Origin of the sequence: Halomonas sp. McD50-4, assembly GCF_022348135.1 — a bacterium.
Lineage (GTDB): Bacteria > Pseudomonadota > Gammaproteobacteria > Pseudomonadales > Halomonadaceae > Vreelandella > Vreelandella piezotolerans.
The window spans coordinates 49,987-69,171 of the sequence record NZ_JAKRFG010000010.1; the positions used below are offsets into that span (position 1 = coordinate 49,987).

14 protein-coding genes are annotated in these 19,185 nt (G+C 54.8%); 8 read left to right on the top strand and 6 right to left on the bottom strand.

Annotation, left to right across the window (positions count from 1 at the left end; genetic code table 11):
- Window positions 1–2 precede the first annotated feature (2 nt).
- From nqrF to sthA, 3 genes are all read left to right on the top strand, one after another.
- The gene (nqrF, locus tag MHM85_RS12760) at window positions 3–1,235 is read left to right on the top strand and encodes an NADH:ubiquinone reductase (Na(+)-transporting) subunit F (RefSeq protein WP_139528110.1); all 1,233 of its coding nucleotides are present in this window, start codon (window positions 3–5) and stop codon (window positions 1,233–1,235) included.
- 211 nt (window positions 1,236–1,446) lie between these two features.
- Window positions 1,447–1,701 carry a (Na+)-NQR maturation NqrM gene (gene nqrM / locus MHM85_RS12765; RefSeq protein ID WP_139528109.1) on the top strand — a complete coding sequence of 85 codons (255 nt, stop codon included), beginning with the start codon at window positions 1,447–1,449 and terminating at the stop codon, window positions 1,699–1,701.
- A gap of 117 nt (window positions 1,702–1,818) precedes the next feature.
- Complete coding sequence (gene sthA / locus MHM85_RS12770; protein WP_239286186.1) at window positions 1,819–3,210, top strand: Si-specific NAD(P)(+) transhydrogenase; 1,392 nt, start codon at window positions 1,819–1,821, stop codon at window positions 3,208–3,210.
- 65 nt (window positions 3,211–3,275) lie between these two features.
- On the opposite strand, the gene MHM85_RS12775 is transcribed toward sthA, so the two are convergent.
- The 5 genes from MHM85_RS12775 to leuS form a co-directional block, all read right to left on the bottom strand.
- Window positions 3,276–4,247, bottom strand: a complete 972-nt coding sequence (locus MHM85_RS12775) for a PA2778 family cysteine peptidase (RefSeq protein WP_239286184.1) — start codon at window positions 4,245–4,247, stop codon at window positions 3,276–3,278.
- Window positions 4,225–4,623, bottom strand: coding sequence for a PA2779 family protein (locus MHM85_RS12780; RefSeq protein WP_139528106.1), 399 nt, complete (start codon window positions 4,621–4,623; stop codon window positions 4,225–4,227). Before MHM85_RS12780 ends, MHM85_RS12775 begins: the two co-directional genes overlap by 23 nt.
- Window positions 4,624–4,721: 98 nt before the next feature.
- On the bottom strand, window positions 4,722–5,789 hold the full coding sequence (gene holA / locus MHM85_RS12785; RefSeq protein ID WP_239286182.1) for a DNA polymerase III subunit delta: 1,068 nt from the start codon (window positions 5,787–5,789) through the stop codon (window positions 4,722–4,724).
- Window positions 5,786–6,280, bottom strand: coding sequence for an LPS assembly lipoprotein LptE (gene lptE, locus MHM85_RS12790; RefSeq protein WP_239286180.1), 495 nt, complete (start codon window positions 6,278–6,280; stop codon window positions 5,786–5,788). The genes holA and lptE overlap by 4 nt, the downstream gene beginning before the upstream one ends.
- A complete protein-coding gene (gene leuS / locus MHM85_RS12795; protein ID WP_239286178.1) occupies window positions 6,277–8,862 on the bottom strand; it encodes a leucine--tRNA ligase in 2,586 nt (861 codons plus the stop codon). The genes lptE and leuS overlap by 4 nt, the downstream gene beginning before the upstream one ends.
- Before the next feature lie 163 nt (window positions 8,863–9,025).
- Here leuS and MHM85_RS12800 point away from each other — a divergent pair, with 163 nt between their 5' ends.
- Window positions 9,026–9,544, top strand: a complete 519-nt coding sequence (locus MHM85_RS12800) for a zinc ribbon-containing protein (RefSeq protein ID WP_139528102.1) — start codon at window positions 9,026–9,028, stop codon at window positions 9,542–9,544.
- A gap of 3 nt (window positions 9,545–9,547) precedes the next feature.
- Here the strand turns inward: MHM85_RS12800 and MHM85_RS12805 are convergent, their stop codons facing one another.
- Window positions 9,548–10,861 (bottom strand): hypothetical protein, encoded by a 1,314-nt coding sequence (locus MHM85_RS12805; RefSeq protein WP_239286176.1) that lies wholly within the window; start codon window positions 10,859–10,861, stop codon window positions 9,548–9,550.
- A gap of 554 nt (window positions 10,862–11,415) precedes the next feature.
- Here MHM85_RS12805 and zorA point away from each other — a divergent pair.
- The 4 genes from zorA to MHM85_RS12825 are packed head-to-tail and all read left to right on the top strand — an operon-like array spanning window position 11,416 to window position 19,088.
- Window positions 11,416–13,458: an anti-phage ZorAB system protein ZorA gene (zorA, locus tag MHM85_RS12810; protein ID WP_239286174.1), complete on the top strand. Its 2,043-nt coding sequence runs from the start codon at window positions 11,416–11,418 to the stop codon at window positions 13,456–13,458.
- Window positions 13,458–14,222 carry an OmpA family protein gene (locus MHM85_RS12815; protein ID WP_239286172.1) on the top strand — a complete coding sequence of 255 codons (765 nt, stop codon included), beginning with the start codon at window positions 13,458–13,460 and terminating at the stop codon, window positions 14,220–14,222. The genes zorA and MHM85_RS12815 overlap by 1 nt, the downstream gene beginning before the upstream one ends.
- Window positions 14,219–16,057 (top strand): EH signature domain-containing protein, encoded by a 1,839-nt coding sequence (locus tag MHM85_RS12820; protein WP_239286170.1) that lies wholly within the window; start codon window positions 14,219–14,221, stop codon window positions 16,055–16,057. The genes MHM85_RS12815 and MHM85_RS12820 overlap by 4 nt, the downstream gene beginning before the upstream one ends.
- Window positions 16,047–19,088: a DEAD/DEAH box helicase gene (locus tag MHM85_RS12825; RefSeq protein ID WP_239286168.1), complete on the top strand. Its 3,042-nt coding sequence runs from the start codon at window positions 16,047–16,049 to the stop codon at window positions 19,086–19,088. The genes MHM85_RS12820 and MHM85_RS12825 overlap by 11 nt, the downstream gene beginning before the upstream one ends.
- Window positions 19,089–19,185 lie beyond the last annotated feature (97 nt).

Consider the following 19,185-nt stretch of genomic DNA (forward strand, 5'->3'; position numbering starts at 1 on the left):
ACATGGTTGATACATCTGTCATCTTGCTCGGTGTTGTCATGTTCACGGTCATCGTTATTAGCTTAACGGCGATCATTCTGGCAGCGCGCAGCAAGCTAGTGAGTAGCGGGGACGTGACGATCGAAGTCAACGGCGACCCCGAGCACACCCTGAAGACCCAAGCCGGCGGCAAGCTACTGAATACCCTGGCGGCCAACGGTATCTTCCTTTCCTCTGCGTGTGGCGGCGGCGGTTCCTGCGCCCAGTGCAAGTGCCGCGTTGAAGAGGGCGGCGGTTCTATCCTGCCGACGGAAGAGTCGCACTTCACCATGCGCGAGAAGAAAGAAGGCTGGCGCCTCTCTTGTCAGGTTCCTGTGAAGCAGGACATGAAAGTAGAAGTGCCGGAAGAAGTCTTCGGCGTGAAGAAGTGGGAAACCGAAGTAACGGCCAACCCGAACGTCGCGACCTTCATCAAAGAGCTCAACTTGAAGCTGCCCGAAGGCGAAGAAGTCGCTTTCCGTGCAGGTGGTTACGTTCAGCTCGTGGCTCCGCCTTACGACATCAAGTTCTCGGACTTCGATATCGAAGAAGAGTACCGTGGCGACTGGGAAAAGTTTGGTCTGTTCGACATTTCCCACAAGAACAACGAGGAAATCATCCGCGCCTACTCCATGGCGAACTACCCGGAAGAGAAAGGTCTCCTCAAGTTCAACATTCGTATCGCGACGCCGCCTCCTGGCACCAGCCATCCCCCGGGTCTCATGTCGACCTACGTCTTCAGCCTGAAGCCGGGTGACAAGGTGACCGTCATGGGGCCGTTTGGTGAGTTCTTCGCCAAAGACACCGATGCCGAGATGATCTTCGTCGGTGGTGGTGCGGGCATGGCGCCGATGCGTAGCCATATCTTCGACCAGCTCAAGCGTTTGAAGTCGGATCGTAAGATCTCGTTCTGGTACGGTGCGCGCTCCTGGCGTGAAACCTTCTACAACGAAGAGTACGATCAGCTGGCAGAAGAGTTCCCCAACTTCGAGTGGCATCTGGCGCTCTCCGATCCGCAGCCGGAAGACAACTGGGAAGGCCCGACGGGCTTCATCCACAACGTGCTGTACGAAAACTATCTGAAGGACCACCCGGCGCCTGAAGATTGTGAGTACTACATGTGTGGGCCGCCCATGATGAACGCTTCCGTTATCAAGCTGCTGCTGGATATGGGGGTCGAGCCGGAAAACATCCTGTTGGATGACTTCGGCGGCTAATGTCTCATCCGCAGACGTTAGACACGGGGCTAGCCTTAGGGCTAGCCCCGTTCGTTTATGGAGTGATCGACATGCACATCGTTGGGAATTTACCCGGAATGCCTGATCATTTTGCATTGGCTGGGGTACAATAGAGGATAATTTTTAAGGCACTTATCGGCGCGATGGCTGTCGGCAGGTAAGGCACTCAACGCAATGTCGGGAGGACCACATGGCAATTTGGCTACTGGTATTCGGTTTTATGGCGCTGATCATGGGGGCCATGGCCGTCGGTGTTTTGATGGGCCGTAAACCCATTGCAGGCTCCTGCGGCGGCTTGAATCAAATCGGCATGAAAGAGGGTTGCGATATTTGCGGTGGCAAAGACGAGGTTTGCGAAGAAGAGAACCGCAAACGTGGCAGCGTGCGCCGTCGTAGCGACGAAAGTCGCGGAGCAGACCTAGGCTATGATGCGACACGCCGTTGAGCCGCATCACGGCTAGTGAATCATGATATACACGCACACACGTTCAACGCTCGCTTAATCGCGGGCGTTTACGTATGTGTTGGCGAAAATATAAAGGAATGAGGAGATCCAAACCGTATGGCGGTTCACAATTACGATGTCGTGGTTATCGGGACCGGTCCCGCCGGGGAAAGCGCTGCCATCAATGCTGCCAAACACGGTATGCGGGTGGCGATCATCGAGAAACAGACCCAGGTCGGTGGTAATTGCACCCACTGGGGCACCATTCCTTCCAAAGCGCTGCGCCACCAGGTCAAGCAGATCATGGCGTTCAATACCAATCGGATGTTCCGCGATATCGGTGAACCGCGCTGGTTCTCTTTTCCCAAAGTCATGGAGCGCTCGCGCGGCACGATCGACAAACAGGTCGAAATGCGTACGACATTCTACGCGCGCAATCGAATCGACCTCTTTCACGGCGTCGCGCGTTTCAAAGACGAACATACTGTTGTCGTTCGCGACCGCCAAGAGGGGATGGAAGAGTTAGTGGCCAAGAAAATCGTCATCGCCACCGGCTCACGCCCTTATCGCCCGGCGGATATCAACTTCCGTCATCCGCGCATCTACTGTTCCGATACCATCCTAAGCCTTTCCCATACCCCGCGTACGCTGGTGATTTTTGGCGCCGGTGTCATTGGCTGTGAGTACGCCTCCATCTTCTCGGGGTTGGGCGTCAAAGTCGATCTGATCAACAACCGCGATAGTCTGCTGTCGTTCTTGGACGACGAGATCAGCGATGCGCTCTCGTACCACCTACGCAAACATGGCGTACTAATTCGTCATAAGGAAGAGTACGAGAGCGTCGAGGGTGACGAGGCGGGCGTGGTGGTCCGCTTGAAATCCGGCAAGAAAATCCGCGCCGATGCGTTTCTTTGGGCCAACGGCCGCACGGGTAACACCGACAGTTTGGGGCTCGAGAACATCGGCCTAGAGGCCAACGGTCGTGGCCAGCTCAGCGTCGATGAACACTATCGAACGTCGATCCCGCATATTTATGCGGCAGGGGACGTGATCGGTTGGCCAAGCCTGGCCAGTGCCGCCTACGATCAGGGCTTGAACTCCTGTAACGAGCTCTTGGAGAAAGAGTACCGCTTCGTTAGCGATGTGCCGACCGGTATTTATACGATTCCTGAGATCAGCTCCTTTGGCCTCAACGAGCGTGAGTTGACCGAAGCCAAAGTGCCCTACGAAGTGGGCAAGGCCTTCTTCAAGGATACCGCCCGTGCTCAGATCACCGGCGATACCGTGGGTATGCTCAAAATCTTGTTCCACCAGGACACGCTAGAAATTTTGGGTATCCATTGCTTTGGTGACCAAGCCTCCGAGATTTTGCATATCGGCCAGGCGATCATGCAGCAAGAGGGCGAGGCGAATACGCTCAAGTACTTCGTTAACACTACCTTCAACTACCCGACCATGGCCGAAGCTTACCGGGTCGCCGCGCAAAACGGTTTGAATCGCGTTTTTTAAGCGCCCATAAAAAGGGGGCTGATGCCCCCTTTCTGTTGCCACACCACTTTCCCACGGTTATGCCTTTACAGCGACTCCAGCAGCTGCCGTGCACGGGGCTGCCATTCGCCTTCGAGCGCAGCGGCACGCTCAAGCGATGCTCGTGCGTCGTCGATGCGCGCTTGTTGGTATTGCAAAATAGCGAGGTTCAGCCACGCTGCGCCCATCGTGGGGTCTAGCTCCGTGGCAGACTTGAACGCGCTCAGTGACGCGCTCGCCTGCTGGTCGGCATACAGCGCATTCCCTAGCGCAAACTGCCCCATCGGGTTTTGCGGGAAGCGCTCGACAAACGCCTGCCAGCTACCTAGTGCCTTCTCGGTGCCATGCTGCTCTTCATAGGCGCTAATCGCTTCCAGAGCATTACGTGCGGTTACGCCCTCGGGTAGGCTGCCCGGCTCGCTGACCACAAAGCCCCAGCGCTCAGAGCGAGCCCAGGTCGCATCGAATCGGCTAAACGATAGGGTATGCCGCTCGATCTCACCGCTACGCAAAACCAGCGTTTCGTTCGGCAAATCAAAACCAATCGCCACCGCATAGTGCCACATGGGAAAGGCGGGCAGGGCGAGGTTCTGCATCACGACGACCGGGTCGCCGGCTTCCAGATGCGTCAGCAGGGCATCCATAGTGCCGCGAATGGGAATCGCCAGCCGTTCGTAGCGGCGTACCGTGGCCAACATCTCTGGCTGCACGCTGCCATCTCGGCCCGGTAAAAAGACCTGAGGAATCAGCTCGTCCAAGCCGACGTCCACGCCTTCGTGATTAAGTACCATCGCCAGGGTTGCCGGGCCGCACTGATACTCGGTTTGGGCGTAAAACGGCACGTCGGTAAGCTCGGTTTGCGGAGTAAGGCTTGCTTTGGTGCTTTCCAGCAGCACGGGGCTGCGAGCACAGCCGGTTAGCAGCAGGATCAGCAGGCTAAACGCCAAAACGCCCGCAGAGCGGGCGTTAACGGTACGGTCCATGGTCACCAATACGTTAGCGAGTGAACGGATAAACATCGGTCAACCCTAGGATGTCCGTTACCAGCAGAATGACGAATACCGCGAACAGCGCGCCGATCACACCGGCACCGGCAGGCAGTTGTTCGAGCTGCTGTGCCATTTGCTGAGCTTCGGCATCGCTAAGGGCTGCAACACGCGCCTCGACATCGGCGGGATTGACGCCCTGTTTGAGCAGTTGATCTTGCACATCGGCACGGGCGAGGATTTCGTTGATACGCTCGCGGTCAGCGCCAGCACGGTCGCCTGCCAAAACAGACTGCGTCGATACCAGATCCATACCTTGTGGAGCGGTAGGGGCCGCCACGACGGGCAGGCTGGTAAGCACTAACGCAGCAATCAAAAGGGTCGAGAGGTAAGCACGCACTGTTTTCATCGTCTTCATCCTTAGACTGATCGGGGAGCAGGCCATCGAGGGCCCGTTAAATAGTATAGAAACAAACAGATGCGGTTTTAAGGTAAAAATGCAAAGTACTAATTATTTGCACTAATGCGATAGGTCCAAGGCGTTTCCGCTAAAATGCCCTTGGCGCCCGCCATGGTCATGGCCAGATCGTGCAGCCCCGGCCACAGCGGTACGACAGAAGCCCCTTTGACCGCCAAATCCAAGCGCTGCGCCATGAGCAGCAGCTTGTGCAAGCGCTTCATAGAGAGTCGGCCAATGGCTTTTTGATAGGCCGGGCGGCGTTTATCGAAAATCATCGGCTTTTGGGTTTTGCAGGCGTGTTCGAAACTCTGTCCCTGGTCGAGATGCTGATGCAGGGACAGCAGGGTGCGCAGCTCGCGGGTCAGCGCCCATAGGACGATGGGCGCTTCCACGCCTTCGCTCTTCAGGCCGTGGACGATCCGCGAGGCGCGGCTGGGTTCGCCCTTCAAGCAGGCGTCTGCCAGATTGAAGACGTCGAAGCGGGTGCTGTCTTCGACGCCTTGAGCAATGTGTTCGACGTTGAGCCGAGTGTTGGCCGGGTAGATCAGCGCCAGCTTCTGTAGTTCCTGATCCGCTGCCAGCAGATTGCCCTCGGTGCGCTCCCCCAAAAGCCGCGCCGCTTCGAGATCGATCTGCAGGCCGTGATACGAGGCCCTATCGCGCAGCCAGTAGCCAAGGCGCGAGGCATCGACCGGCCATACAGGGACAAACAGGCCGTGTTTATCCAGGGCTTTGAACCAGGCGCTTTTCTGCTGCTTGGCATCGACTTTGCCCATACTGACCAGCAGCAGGTCGTCGCTGCCATCCATCATGTCTGCGTACTGCGCCAGCGCTTTGGTGCCTTCCTGCCCCAACTTTTGATTGCCCAAACGCAGCTCCAACAGTTTATTGGAGGCAAACAGCGAGAGGTTGCTCGCGGTTTCCAGTAGCCGTCCCCAGGCAAAGTTGGGCTCCACGTCCAGCACTTCGCGCTCTTCGATACCCGCTTGGCGGGCGGCGGCGCGCACGGCATCGCAGGCGTCACGATGCTGAAGCGGCTCGTCACCCGCCACGATCACCGCTTTCGGCAGCTTCTTGGCCAGAGCGGCAGGCAATTGATCGGCAAATACCTTCACCGCAGCGCCTCGAGATTGGCCAACCGTTCGATGATGCGCTGGGCAAGCTGGCGGGTCAGCGTTTGCTGGGCTTCCTGGAAGAGCGTCTCCCGGTTCAGCAGGTCGTCATCGCTGACGCGGATGCGCGTGCTGGTCGCCACCGTAGCATCGTTCAACGCGTACGCGCCGGTGTCGCGCTGCTGCACCGAGAGCGTGGTGCTCAGCGTTAGTTCATGCTCTCGGCTTGCGCGACCCTCGGTGCCGATGGGCCGCTGCTGTAGCGAGGGCGTGCCCAGCGTCACGCGCCAGGGCGCCCCGCTTGTCACCTCGGTGCCCAGTTGCTGCAGACGTGTGCGAAGCTGCTGAGCGAGAGCGCTATTGTCATCGCCCTCTAACGATAGCGCAGGAAGACGTGGCATGGATTCCGAACCGCGCAGGCGGAACCCACAGCCGCTGAGCAGCACCGCCACCGAGGCGGCAGTGCTTAGGGTCAAGAAGCGACGGCGATTCATCCACTCACCACAATGTTAACCAGCTTGCCGGGCACCACGATCACTTTACGTACCGTTTTGCCTTCCAAATGGCGCTGGACGTTATCGTTTTCCATCGCCAGTTGCTCGATGGCGGCTTTATCAGCGCTGGCCGGAGCTTCCAGGCGGGCGCGAAGCTTACCGTTCACCTGTACCACCAGCTCGATGCTGTCGCGGGTCAGGGCGGCTTCGTCGACGTCCGGCCACTGGGCTTCGATGGCCGGCTGTTCGTGGCCGAACTGCTGCCACAGCGTGTGGCACAGGTGCGGCGTGATTGGGGCCAGCAGCAGGACGCAGGCCTCTAGCGCTTCGCGGCTGACCGCTAATCCCAACTCGGAGGTATCCTCGAACTTGGCCACCGCGTTGGAAAGCTCCATCACGGCCGCAATGGCGGTGTTGAAGGTGGTGCGGCGGCCAATGTCGTCGCTGGCTTTCTTGATGGTTTCGTGGGTCTTGCGGCGCAGCGCTTTTTGGTCGTCGTCGAGTGCGTCGACGTTCAGCGTGCCCGGCGTGCCTGCTTCCAAGTGCTCGCTGACTTGACGCCAGATGCGCTTCAAGAAGCGATGCGCGCCTTCCACACCGGAGTCCGACCACTCCAGCGACTGCTCGGGCGGTGCCGCGAACATCATGAACAGGCGTACGGTGTCGGCACCGAACTTGTCGATCATCGATTGCGGATCGACGCCGTTGTTCTTCGACTTGGACATCTTCTCGATGCCGCCCATCTCCACCGGCTGGCCGTCGCTCATCAGTATGGCGCTCAGCGGGCGGCCTTTCTCGTCGCGCTTCACTTCCACATCGGCGGGATTAAACCACTCTTTACCGCCGTTCTCTTTGATGCGGTAGAAGGTTTCGGCGATCACCATGCCTTGGGTGAGCAGCTGCTGGAACGGCTCGTCGGAATCGACCATGCCGAAATCGCGCAGCAGCTTGTGGAAGAAGCGGGCGTAGAGCAGGTGCAGAATGGCATGCTCGATACCGCCAATGTAGAGATCCACCGGCAGCCAGTAGTTGGCGCGCTCGTCCAGCATGGCTTCGTGGTTATCCGCACAGCAGAAGCGGGCGAAGTACCAGGAGGACTCCATGAAGGTATCGAAGGTGTCGGTTTCACGCACCCAGCCGTCGCCCAGCTCGGAGAACTCCGGCATCTTCTTCAGCGGCGAGCCGGAGGCATCCACGGTGACTTCCATGGGCAGGGCAACCGGCAGCTCGTCATCGGAAAGCGGTACGGTTTGGCCTTCCGGGCCGTACTTCACCGGAATCGGCGCGCCCCAGTAGCGCTGGCGGGCAATGCCCCAGTCGCGCAGGCGGTAGTTGGTTTTCACCTCGCCACGGCCTAGCTCGGCCAGTTTGGCGGCAATGGCATCGAACGCTGCCTGGAACTCCAGGCCGTCGAACTCGCCGGAATTGATCAGCGTGCCGTGTTCGACATACGCACCTTCGGAGATATCCGGCGTGTTGCCGTGCTCGTCGGCGACCACCGGCTTCAGCTCGACACCGTACTTGGTGGCGAACTCCCAGTCGCGCTGGTCGTGGGCAGGCACGGCCATGACCGCGCCGGTGCCGAACTCCATGAGCACGAAGTTGGCGACGAATACCGGCACTTCTTCACCACTCAACGGGTGAATGGCTTTATGGCCCGTGGCCATGCCCAGCTTCTCTTTGGTGGCCATTTCCGCTTCAGAGGTGCCGCCTTTGGCGCACTCTTCACAGAACGCCGCGATCTCGCTGCTCTGCTCGGCGGCCTGTTTGGCCAGCGGGTGCCCGGCGGCCACGGCCACGTAGGTCACGCCCATCAGCGTGTCCGGGCGGGTGGTGTATACCGCCAGCGGCTCGCAGGCGCTGCCATCGGCGGCTTTGATATCGAAGCTCAGCTCGACGCCACGGGATTTACCAATCCAGTTGCGCTGCATGGTCTTGACCTGCTCGGGCCACTCGACGTTATCCAAATCCGCCAGCAGTTCATCGGCGTAGTCGGTGATCTTCAGGAACCACAGCGGGATCTCTTTGCGCTCCACCGGCGCACCGGAACGCCATCCGCAGCCGTCGATGACCTGTTCGTTGGCCAGCACGGTTTGGTCGACCGGGTCCCAGTTCACCGTGGACATCTTCTTGTAGACCAGCCCCTTCTCCACCAGCTTGGTGAAGAACCACTGCTCCCAGCGGTAGTAGCTGGTGTCGCAGGTGGCGAACTCGCGGCTCCAGTCGTAGGCAAACCCCAGTGCCTTCAACTGGTTGCGCATATAATCGATGTTTTGATAGGTCCACTTGGCAGGCGGCACCTGATTTTGGATCGCGGCATTTTCCGCCGGCATCCCGAACGCGTCCCAGCCCATGGGCTGCATGACATTTTTACCCTGCATGCGCTGGAAACGTGAGACAACGTCGCCGATAGTGTAATTACGCACGTGGCCCATGTGCAGCTTGCCGCTGGGGTAGGGGAACATGGATAGGCAGTAGAACTTCTCGCGGTTGGCGTCTTCTACGGCTTTGAAGCACTGGTGTTTGTCCCAGTACTGCTGAGCATCACGTTCGATATCACGGGGGCTGTAATGTGCGTCCATCGGTGTTTTCAATGCCTTGGGGTCATTCGCCCAGCTAAGGGCGCAAAGTGAATAATAGATGACGACTGTCAGATAAGTAGCGTCGATTGTATCCTATGCGGGTGTATCCTTGAACGGCTAGCCGATGATAGGCATCACCTGTGGCAACAAAAGGAGAGGACCCATGGAAAAACAGAACGATCACCGCCTTCGCGAAGGCTACGAGCGCCTGTTGGAGCGCATGCAAGATGGCGCCAACGAGCTCACTTGGGACAACCTGCAAAAGGATTTGGACGACGCCGTTGCCTTCGAAGCCGAGCTGGAAGAGTACACCAAAGACGAGCTGGCCCTGCTACGCGCCTGGGTAGAGCGCGACCTTAAAGACATGCGCTACTACATGGCCGATACCGGCAAGCAGGTGGCAAGCTGGCTAGGAATCGATATCGACCAGCTCTCCCGCCGCGTGGCAGAGTCGCTGCTCTCGATTGCCGACCGCAGCATCGTCGAGCGCGAACGCTTCGAAGACGACCTGGAAGCCGCCCGCGCCGACTACTGCGAAGGCGAAATGGCCGCCCCTGGCTTGATGGCTTGCACCCACTGCGATGCCCAAGTGATGCTCAACGAGGTGGCCCGGCTGGAACCCTGTCACCAGTGCGGCCACCGCTACTTCTACCGCTTCCCCAATAAAATCATCGAAACCTGATTGTTAACCCAGCCAAGCGCCCAAGCCTGCGATCGCCCCCAGCGAGAGCAGGCTCATCATCGCCGCGTAGGGCAGGTTGTCTTTCATCATTCGATAACCGCTCACCCCATAGCGCCCCTGCAGTGAAAGGTTGATACCTGAGAGCGGCCCCACGCTGGTGCCCACCGCCCAGGCGCTCAGCGCCACAAAGGCAAACAGCGTTTGCTCGCCCCCGCTCAAATCCAATATGGAGGCCAGCACTGAAACGCCAATGATCGGGTGCAGCCCCGCCAGCGCGCTCAGCGTAATGGCGGCAAAGCTGGCCATGGCCTGCCAGGTGCCAAAGCGGGCAAACAGCGTCCACTCATCGCCCGCAGCGGCGGCCACCAGCGTCGACAGCCCCAAAGTAAGTAACCCCGCCGCTAGAAACAGCGAGATTTCCCCACGCATGGCGGGCAGGCGGGTCACGGTATGCTGGCGAATGCGCCGCAGGGTAAAGCGCGGCCCTTCCCGCAGGTTGCTTAAAAGCGCCACCCCCGGCAGTAAAAAGGTAATGATGCTGACGATGGTCAGCGACGGCGTGATCCAGAAGTTTAACAGCATCACCAGCGCCGCCATGCCCGCTGGCATCAGCAGGCTACGCGGCGATAGCGAAAAACCATCCACCTCGGCCAAATCGAACCGCCGCCGCAGCTCCAGTGTGGTCAACAGCCCCGAGAGCATGGCCATCGGAAAACCCACCACGGCAATCTGGGCGTACTGCACCGATGGCACCAGGGCAATTACCACCGCCATAGAGGCAAAGAAGGGCGACCAAAGGGCTGCGCTGGAAAGCCCCCGATTCAGCGCCAAGAGCTGCGGTGTGCTCAACGGCGCACGGCGGGCCAAGCGGTCGCCCACCATGAACACCGTCGATAGATTCAAAATCGTGCCGAGGAAATGAACCCCCAGCCAGGTGCGCAGCACGCCGTCCGCCCCCGTTACCCGCTTACCCGGCGCACGCTTGTTGCCCTGGGTGCCAATCAGCGAGATAAAACTCACGCCCACCAGCATGGAAGCCACGAACACGTTCCCCTGCAGCATGGCAGGCCAGTTCACCGCCGCGCCATACACCGTTTGCGCCACCACCAGCATCACCACACCCAGGGCAATCAACACTCCAGCCTGAATGCGTGAACGCTTGGGAATATCCCGCCACAGCAGCGCCACCGCCGCCCACAGCAAATAGCTCACCGCCTGCGCAGTCGCCACCGCCCCGGTAAAGCCCACTATCTGCATCAAAAGCCCCAGCAGCACCAACACCCCCGCCAAGCGCTGCCGCCTCGTCGTCTCTTGCATCTCGATCCCTTACTGGTTGAGTTAGCAGGCTAAGCTGGTTTGCAAGAGAAGGCTAGTCGCAACAGGTGATGGGAGACGAAGATAACTGAGGTGTGGGGCTGCCATAGGTGAGAGATGACCGGATTGATGAATGGCCGTTGTGGGAGGGCGCTTTAGCGCGTGACGATCAAACCACTAAACCAACGATAACGCCACCGATCCCGTAGCGCGACGTAACGAACGAAGTGAGGCACCCGCGAAGCACCGCAACGAGGTGCCGATTGAGCCACCCAAGGCACGCAAAAATTTTCGCAAGATAGGTGACCTAAGCAGATTTTATGAATAGAGTATGACTCAACGAGAAAAACGAGCAGGTACGATAATAGGGAATATGTAGCCTAAGCTAAGATAGTATGTTTTAAAATCAATAGATTAGGTGTTTTTAGGGCTTTGTAGCATCAATGTCTGTGACGGCCCTTTAGTAGGGTTATGTGATGAGCCATATAATTACACTGTTAACAGTCTTTATTTGTCTAGAGTGATTTCTCTTTTAAATTTATCAGGTAGTGTAAAGAATGATTGATTCAGTTTCGCATCTTCTTCCCAATTTTCATGCCATGACTATTTCCCGATATCAGGAGCTTGTGGTTAGCGATTGGTTCTGGCTGGGGATGATGGCGATCATGATTATCGCTATTATTTCACTTTCTCACTATTATATTAAGTATCGTAGAAATGTCAGGCTGGTTGAGAGTTTGATAAAAGGCCAGACGCGGGAAGAGCTGGCCTGGAAGCGGCAGGAAATCCTGGAGAAGGCGCAAAGCTCACGCGTCAAGGCTGGAAAGCTGTGGGAAGAGTTTGACGAAAGCCTGGTGTACTCTCCTGATAGGGATAAGCTTTATAATACTCTTGACGCCGACCATTTCTTCAATGGAAGAACATTAGCCTACGGCTTGACGTCAAGTCGTCTGCTGGCAGCCACACCGACCTTTCTGACTGCGATCGGTGTGCTGGGTACCTTTATTGGCCTGACAATTGGTTTGAGAGGCCTTCAGGTCGATGCTGATGATGTCGATACCCTCAGGGTGGGTATCGCGAGCATGATAAATGGCGCCGCTATTGCCTTTTTGACATCAGTATGGGGTATTGGGCTGAGCCTGCTACTTAATGTTATCGAAAAGCTTGTGGAAAGAAGTGCGCTGAGGCGTATCAACAAGCTTCAGCATACTATTGATTTTCTCTATCAAAGAATGCCAGCTGAGCACTCTCTGATGCATATTGCTGAGTCCAGTCAGGCAAGCAAGGAAGCACTTCAGGAGCTTCACGAGCGCATTGGAGACAGGCTTCAGGAAACCGTGTCAGGAATGAGCGAGGCCATGCAGCAGGCTATCTCAGACTCTCTTAACAATGTCATGGCACCAGCCATACAGGCTCTGGTTGATAATGCAAGCAATCAATCAAACGAGGTCCTTGAAAAGCTTGTTTCGAACTTCATGGAGGGTATGAAGACAGCAGGGAGTGAGCAAACCAAGGCACTTGGAACTGCTGCTGAAGAGGTGAATCAGGCAGTAAGCTCAATGAGTACAAGGATGGATGAACTCTTCACGAAGCTAACTGAGCAGCAACAGAAAAGCGGTGAGCACGTCGAGACCACATCTCGCGAGCTGTCCGAGCAGCTTGACAGGCAACGCGAGACAGCCATGGAGCAACAGTCTGCGCTGGCGGAGAAGTTTGAATCCTTCATGGAACGCATGACAGAGTCGATGGATACCCAGTTCCATCAGGCATCTGAGCGGGATGAGCAACGGAAGCGAGCACATGAAGAAAGTCTTCAGAAGATTTCTGAAGATCAGGCTGCGGCGATTGAGCGCCAGGTTGCCTTGGCAGAGGAACGGGATCAGGTGCGCGCAGCTCAGTTTGATGAGCAGCAAAAGGCTATCGAAGAACGGTTCGGTGGTCTGGTAGAAAAGCTTGTCAATGCGCAGCAAGAGTTGATGAGACAGGTTGGAGAGGCATCCAGAACTGCAAATCAGCACTTGACAGGTATATCGTCCCAATACGAAAAGCTATCTTCCGCGCTAAGCGAGGTGGCAAGTTCTGCTGAACGTAGTAGTCAGAACATGACAAATAGCTCTGCCCAGCTAGGCACCTTGTCGGCTAATCTTCAAAAGGCCACAGTGCTTCTTGATGAAAGGGTCAGTGCCGTCACAGAAAGCCTGGAGAAAGTGTCAACCAGAAATAGTGAAGTGCTTTCTGGCATCTCCGAGCACGCGCGTACACTTGCGAGCATGCAGGAAGCCATCAGCGATGCTGCCCGTCAGCTTGATTCTGCTGCGAAATTCGCCAATGAAGGTTTCAGCGAGCTTGGCAGCCGTAATGACGAGTTTATCCGTAAGCTGCGTGATGAGTTTACGCAGCTTGGTGATTCACTGAGTGAGCAGGTGGAAAACATTGAGAAGCAAGCCGAAGAGTGGCTTAAGACATATAGCCAGGAGGTTCGCGAGCAAGTTTCCGAGAGGATGGAAGCCTGGAATACCAATACGCTGTCGTTTGCCGATCAGATGAAGAGAACTGTCACGGCAATCAGCGGTATTGTGGATGATCTGGAGCGTCGCTGATGAGTTTTAATAGACGTGGGAAGTCTCCAGTAGACGAAGAGAATCCATACTGGATGTCTTTTTCGGACATCATGTCGGTACTGCTGATAATATTTATTCTGGCGTCGGTCGTTCTTATTGTCCAGCTGATGGAAATCAGAGAGCAGTTGGAGGAGCAGCAGCAGGAGTTTACCGAAGAAATTCAGATGCTGCGCCAGGCTGAAGAAGTTCGAAGAACGATATTGCATGAAGCAGCCGAGGAGCTGCAGCGGAGAGGCATACGCGTTTCGGTCAGCGAGAACGATACGGTATTGAGTATACCGAACGACATTCTCGGCTTTGAAACAGCTCAATTTGATCTCGGCCCTCAGTATCAGGATACCGCAACTCAGATTGGTAATGTTCTTGCTGATGTAATCCTTCAAGATGACCGGGTGGATTATCTAGACACTGTGTTCGTTGAAGGTCATACAGATAATCGGCCCTACCAAGGAATGATGGGCAAGGGCAATTGGGGGCTCTCGGCTTTTCGTGCCATTTCCCTCTGGCAGCACTGGCTGGAGGTTCTTCCGGATGGGCGAAGGCTGGATACTTTGATAAACAAGGATGGCCATCCGATATTTTCTGTTAGTGGCTATGCTGATACTCGGCCTGTTACAGAGTTTCAAGAGACAGAAGAAGAGCTCAGGGCTAATCGGCGAATTGATATACGATTTACCATCCGTCGCCCCACCGTGGAAGATTATAGAGCGGTGCAGGATGCATTTGTAGGTGATTCGCAGTGATTTTGCCACCTCTCGAGCTTGTCAAGATAACTTGGGAGTCCTCGTCTCTTGAACCGTGGATTGAGCTTGTCGAATCGACAAGGAAGATTGAAGATGACGTCGGCCGCGGTGATGCCTACCTCAAGGCTGAAGAGAAGCTACTGGATGTGGTAAGGAGCCGAAACTTCGGGGTGTTACCAGCTCTGCTCAAGAAAAGGGTAGCCGTTCGGGCCCTCACCCAGCTGTGGCTCGATGATTCTGACGTGCTCAAGAGATTGATGAGCCCCAGGCTGCTTGAAATCATGGTTGACGCTCAGCAACCCCGGCTAGGTAGAGTGCCGCTTCTCAATATGCTTCAGCTATACTTTCAGGAATTTGACAGACTAGATCGCTATTCCTCGGAAAATGATGATTCCTTGAGGGAAGTATTTGAGGATCTCCTTGTTGACCAGATACAAAAGGTTGAAAATCTGGGCGAAGAGCTGACAGCAGACAATCTGATCTCGGTTGTGAAGCAACAAGGTGACTGGATTCTAAAAATTGATGGGCCGGCGCAGCTTGTCAAGCTGGCCATCAAGAATGGTATTACACTGGAGGATGCGTTCTCGAAGTTTGGATTGAAAGGGTTTGACAGCGGTCGATATGCCGATGTCTGCCGCGCCCATTACTATATAGAAAAGCTTCGTGAGATAGATGAACAAGAATGGTCTCCTGTCTTCGATGAGCTATTGCATCACGACGTCTCCAAAGCGCCATATGGAAGAGAAGGGAAGCGTATAGGGCACGCCGCCCTGGAGGTTCTGATTGACCGTGTTACCGAGGCCAGTGAAGCCTGGCAGGATTTCATGCTGAGCCTTGCCGGCGATCCGCGTGTCTCGAGCAGGGTCAAGAGCTATCGGGAGTGGTGGGCTCCCCTTGGTGAACAAAGGGTAGAAAAGGTGCGTGGCTGGTTTTCCAAACAGGATCTCCGTCTCTTTCTTCAGGCCCTTGAGCAATATGGTGAATCCACTGGTAATTCTGAGCTTAAGAGGATGTTTCCCGCCCGAAGAACCTTTCTGGAAGGGTTGTTTCGACTCAGGATGATCAAGAGTACCAGGTTGATGCTTGGCAGCAAGGCTGAGTATTCAGTCAGGAAGATTTTGAAGAATGAGTTGAAGGTAAACTACATAAAGTTAGACGGGCCGCTTTCCGACAAGGCAATTATTTATCTGGATTGTGGTGATTTTCACTTGATTGAAGGCTCGCATAGCTTCAAGCTTTGGGTGTATCTGGCTCCGCCAAGCCGTAAGTATGTGGGCTATGAAGTGACGAGTCTTTCCCACTTTGAATTAACACAAATGGTGCCTAAGACCTACAAGAAAGACTATCCCAGCCTCGAGTATACCGCCGTTGTTCATAGCCCTTCGACTTGGCAGAACAAGGTGTTTGAGTTTCTGTCAGAAAACGGTATTAGCCTGGATGTTGAAGCCCTCCTCAGCAAGCAGGATTATAGAAGGTATGTGGAGAGGTTTGGGCTTCCCGTTGTGAGGCCGGCGAAAAGGTTTGTATCTAGAGTATCTAGTGAATCTGCCAATAATGTTGGTGCTGATCATAAAGAAAGCCAATCAAATGCTGATCGTGATCAGAGTGTTCTCTCACCTCTGGCCATTCAGATATTGCTTTATCTCCACAGGCACCCTGACAGCAAGGCAAGGGATATCTCCAGGCATTTGGGTCTTCCATTAAAAGCTATCAATCATGTGCTGCATTTGGACCTGAAGGGGTACTGCATACAAGTCTCAAACTTCAACTGGATCAACTCGGGCGAAGGCGAGAGAGTGCTGAAAAGCAGCGGGGTGCTGGGTGATGAAGAATAAGCTTGCTCAAGTCATCAGGAGGATTCTTCCTGACACTACGGATCGCCAAGACGGGCCGGAAAGCTTTGAGATTAGGTTTGATGCTGATGGTGTCAAGCTGTACCTTGAGAAAGTCGAGTTTGAAAGGTTTCTTTCCGGTGGGGGTGCGCCCAACATTAATCTTCAGGGCGTTGTCCTCCGTATGCTTGAGGAGCAGGGTCTCGCCTCGCGATTTCCTAATGGATTCAGTCTCGACGCTAGTGTTGCCGCCTCTCTGGATAATGAGCAGGCAGAAATTCTGGGGCTCCCGCCACGTTTTTCTGGTGAGTTCAAGGTTTCCATTGATGGGCACTCAAGCAGCAAGGCTTTCTCTGTAAAGATACTTCCAGAGCTTGGTGGAAGTAAGGCGCCTTGTCGTATCAAGGGTGCTCTGATGGAAGTAGGGTCTGGTCACCGCTATCTTCTCAACCAGCCGCAGATGCAAGCCTTTCAGGCCCTTGACAGGCATTCACTGCTTCCCGAAAATTTAAAGACGAGCAGTGAGAATCTGTTGCTTCTGGCAACATTGCAATTAGCCAAGCGCAGTGGCATGAATATTGATCTTAGCCACTTTGCACGAATCAATGTGGAAACGGCTGAAGATGTTGGCGTTATTGCAAAGCAGTTGCCCGATGGCAGCCTGGAGCTTTTTCCCAGTATAGGTGAGGGGTATGGCCTTGATGAGATAGAGGGGAGGTTAGGTCAGCTTGATCTGGATGAGCGTGGCGGCGTAATTAGAATAAAAAACAATGTTGTTATACTTGACGAGGAGAAGATGGGTGGTATCAGGGAGGTGATGAGTAATCGCCGAATTCCTGCAGAGAGTGTTGCCGATTTTATCAAATCTCCTTCTGCGTTTCTTGATGCCTCTCTGGTTAATCTGGACATTGGATTCTCGGTGCGGGTGCTTGGTGTAGGTAAGATCAAGCACATGGACTTCGGAGGTCTGGGGCAAGGTGAAAGCGACTGGTTCGGTGTCGAAAGCTCGGCTTCATCTCCTGAGATTATCAATAAACTTGTCAAAAGCCATGAGGAGCTTTCGGAACTTCAGGATAAGATTGATGCAGCATACTCTCAGGGAGCACAGACGATTGACTTCCAAGGAGAGAGTATTGATGTATCTGACCATGAAAAAGTGGAAAGTATTCTTGGCAAGGTGGCGGCTTCACTTGATAAGCCTGAGGAGTCAGCAGCTGCCCCAGAAGACTCTGCCGAGAAAAGTGAAACCCAGGTCGGTGTCATTGTAAAAGATGCCGAAGATGTCGGCGAGAAACTATTAGAAAAGCTCAAGCATCATAGCCATCAGCATCAGGCTGACTGGGAGGCTTATGCTAGACAACCCTTCCCTCATCAGGAAGAGGGTGTTAACTGGATGTTGCGGTTGATTGAGCTAAGTGCTCTCGACGACTCTGAAAGCTTTGAGCGCATTCAAGGCGGACTTCTGGCCGACGACATGGGATTGGGTAAGACATACATGTCACTTGTTGCCATCAATGAGTATCTGTCTCACAGGAAACTGCAAGGTCTTCCGGAGAAACCTGTCCTGATCGTTGCTCCTCTAAGCCTACTCGAGAATTGGGAGCAGGAGGTTTCGCTGACTTACAAGAGCATTCCCTTTAAAGATGTGAAGATATTGCAATCCGGAAGAGATCTTTCTGAATTCAAGAGGAAAGGGGAGAGGCGAGAGTCCGTTCAGGCATCTGAGCTCCTGGACGAGGAGGGTCAGATGGAGCCCGACAAGATACGCTTTGCTCTTCACGTAGGCCCTGATGCAGGTGTGAAGAGGCTTGATGTCAACAGGCGTCTCGTTATTACCACCTATCAAACGCTTCGTGACTACCAGTTCTCTCTCTGCCTCGTTGACTGGGGGATGGTGATCTTTGATGAGGCGCAAAACCTCAAGAACCCCAACACCCTGCAGACCCATGCGGCAAAAGGGCTTAATAGTGATATCAAGATATTAGCGACGGGCACACCTGTTGAAAATTCGCTGGGTGACTTCTGGTGCCTGATGGATACCGCTCAGCCAGGGCTTCTGGGGGATTGGACCTATTTCAGGGATCGCTGGGTAACCCCGATACTTCGTGCCCAAGAGGACGAAAAGGATTTCGTTCGTGGTTCGGTTGGGAGCGACCTGCGCAAGGCTGCCGGTGATTTCATGTTGCGTCGTATCAAGGAGGATCAGCTATCAGCCCTGCCTTCGAAGAGCATTCTTAGTGGCGTGCCTACTGCCTCCCATGGGGCTTCCTATAATCCTAAGCTGTCTTGCTCCATGAATGGTTCCCAGCTCTCGGCCTACAATGAGACGATTGAGTCGTATCGAAAGCGTCGCGCAGAAGAAGACGATGTTCGTGGCTTTGCTCTTTCGACGCTTCAGAAGCTGAGGGCAATATCTCTTCATCCGCGAGCTAATGAACCGTTGCAATCTCTTGTTTCCAAGCCTGGCTCATATCGTATGATCATGTCAGAGTCGGCAAAGATGAAAGTGACCCTTGATGTCCTTGATGAGATAAGATCAGCGCAAGAGAAAGTTATTATATTTATACTTTCTAAAAATGTGCAGCGCTTCATGAAGGTGTGGCTAGACAAGATTTACGGCCTTGATGTCAGTATTATCAATGGGGATACATCTGCGGTAGAAAGAAAAGGTGACAGCCTGACAAGGAAGGGGCTGATAGAGCAGTTCGAATCCGTTGATGGCTTTAACATCATCATCATGTCTCCGGTAGCGGCTGGTGTTGGCCTGACAGTCGTGGGTGCCAACCATGTCATTCATCTGGAGCGTCATTGGAACCCTGCCAAGGAGGCACAGGCTACTGACAGGGTTTACCGTATTGGGCAGAAGAGAGACGTCTACATCCATATTCCAACCGCCTTGCATCCTGAATTTGATTCATTCGACGTCCACCTCGACAGGCTGCTCAGTGGAAAACTGCTGTTGAAGGATGCAGTTGTCACTACAGACGTGGTCAGTGAGAGTGAGGTGATGAAATCTCTTGGCCTTGATTGGTAATCTCTCCATTTTTAGAGGACTTTAAAAGTAGGTTTCAGGTCATCATGGCCAACTTCTGTCGAGGAGTGACTCCTCCGATTCCGGTTTTGGGTCACTC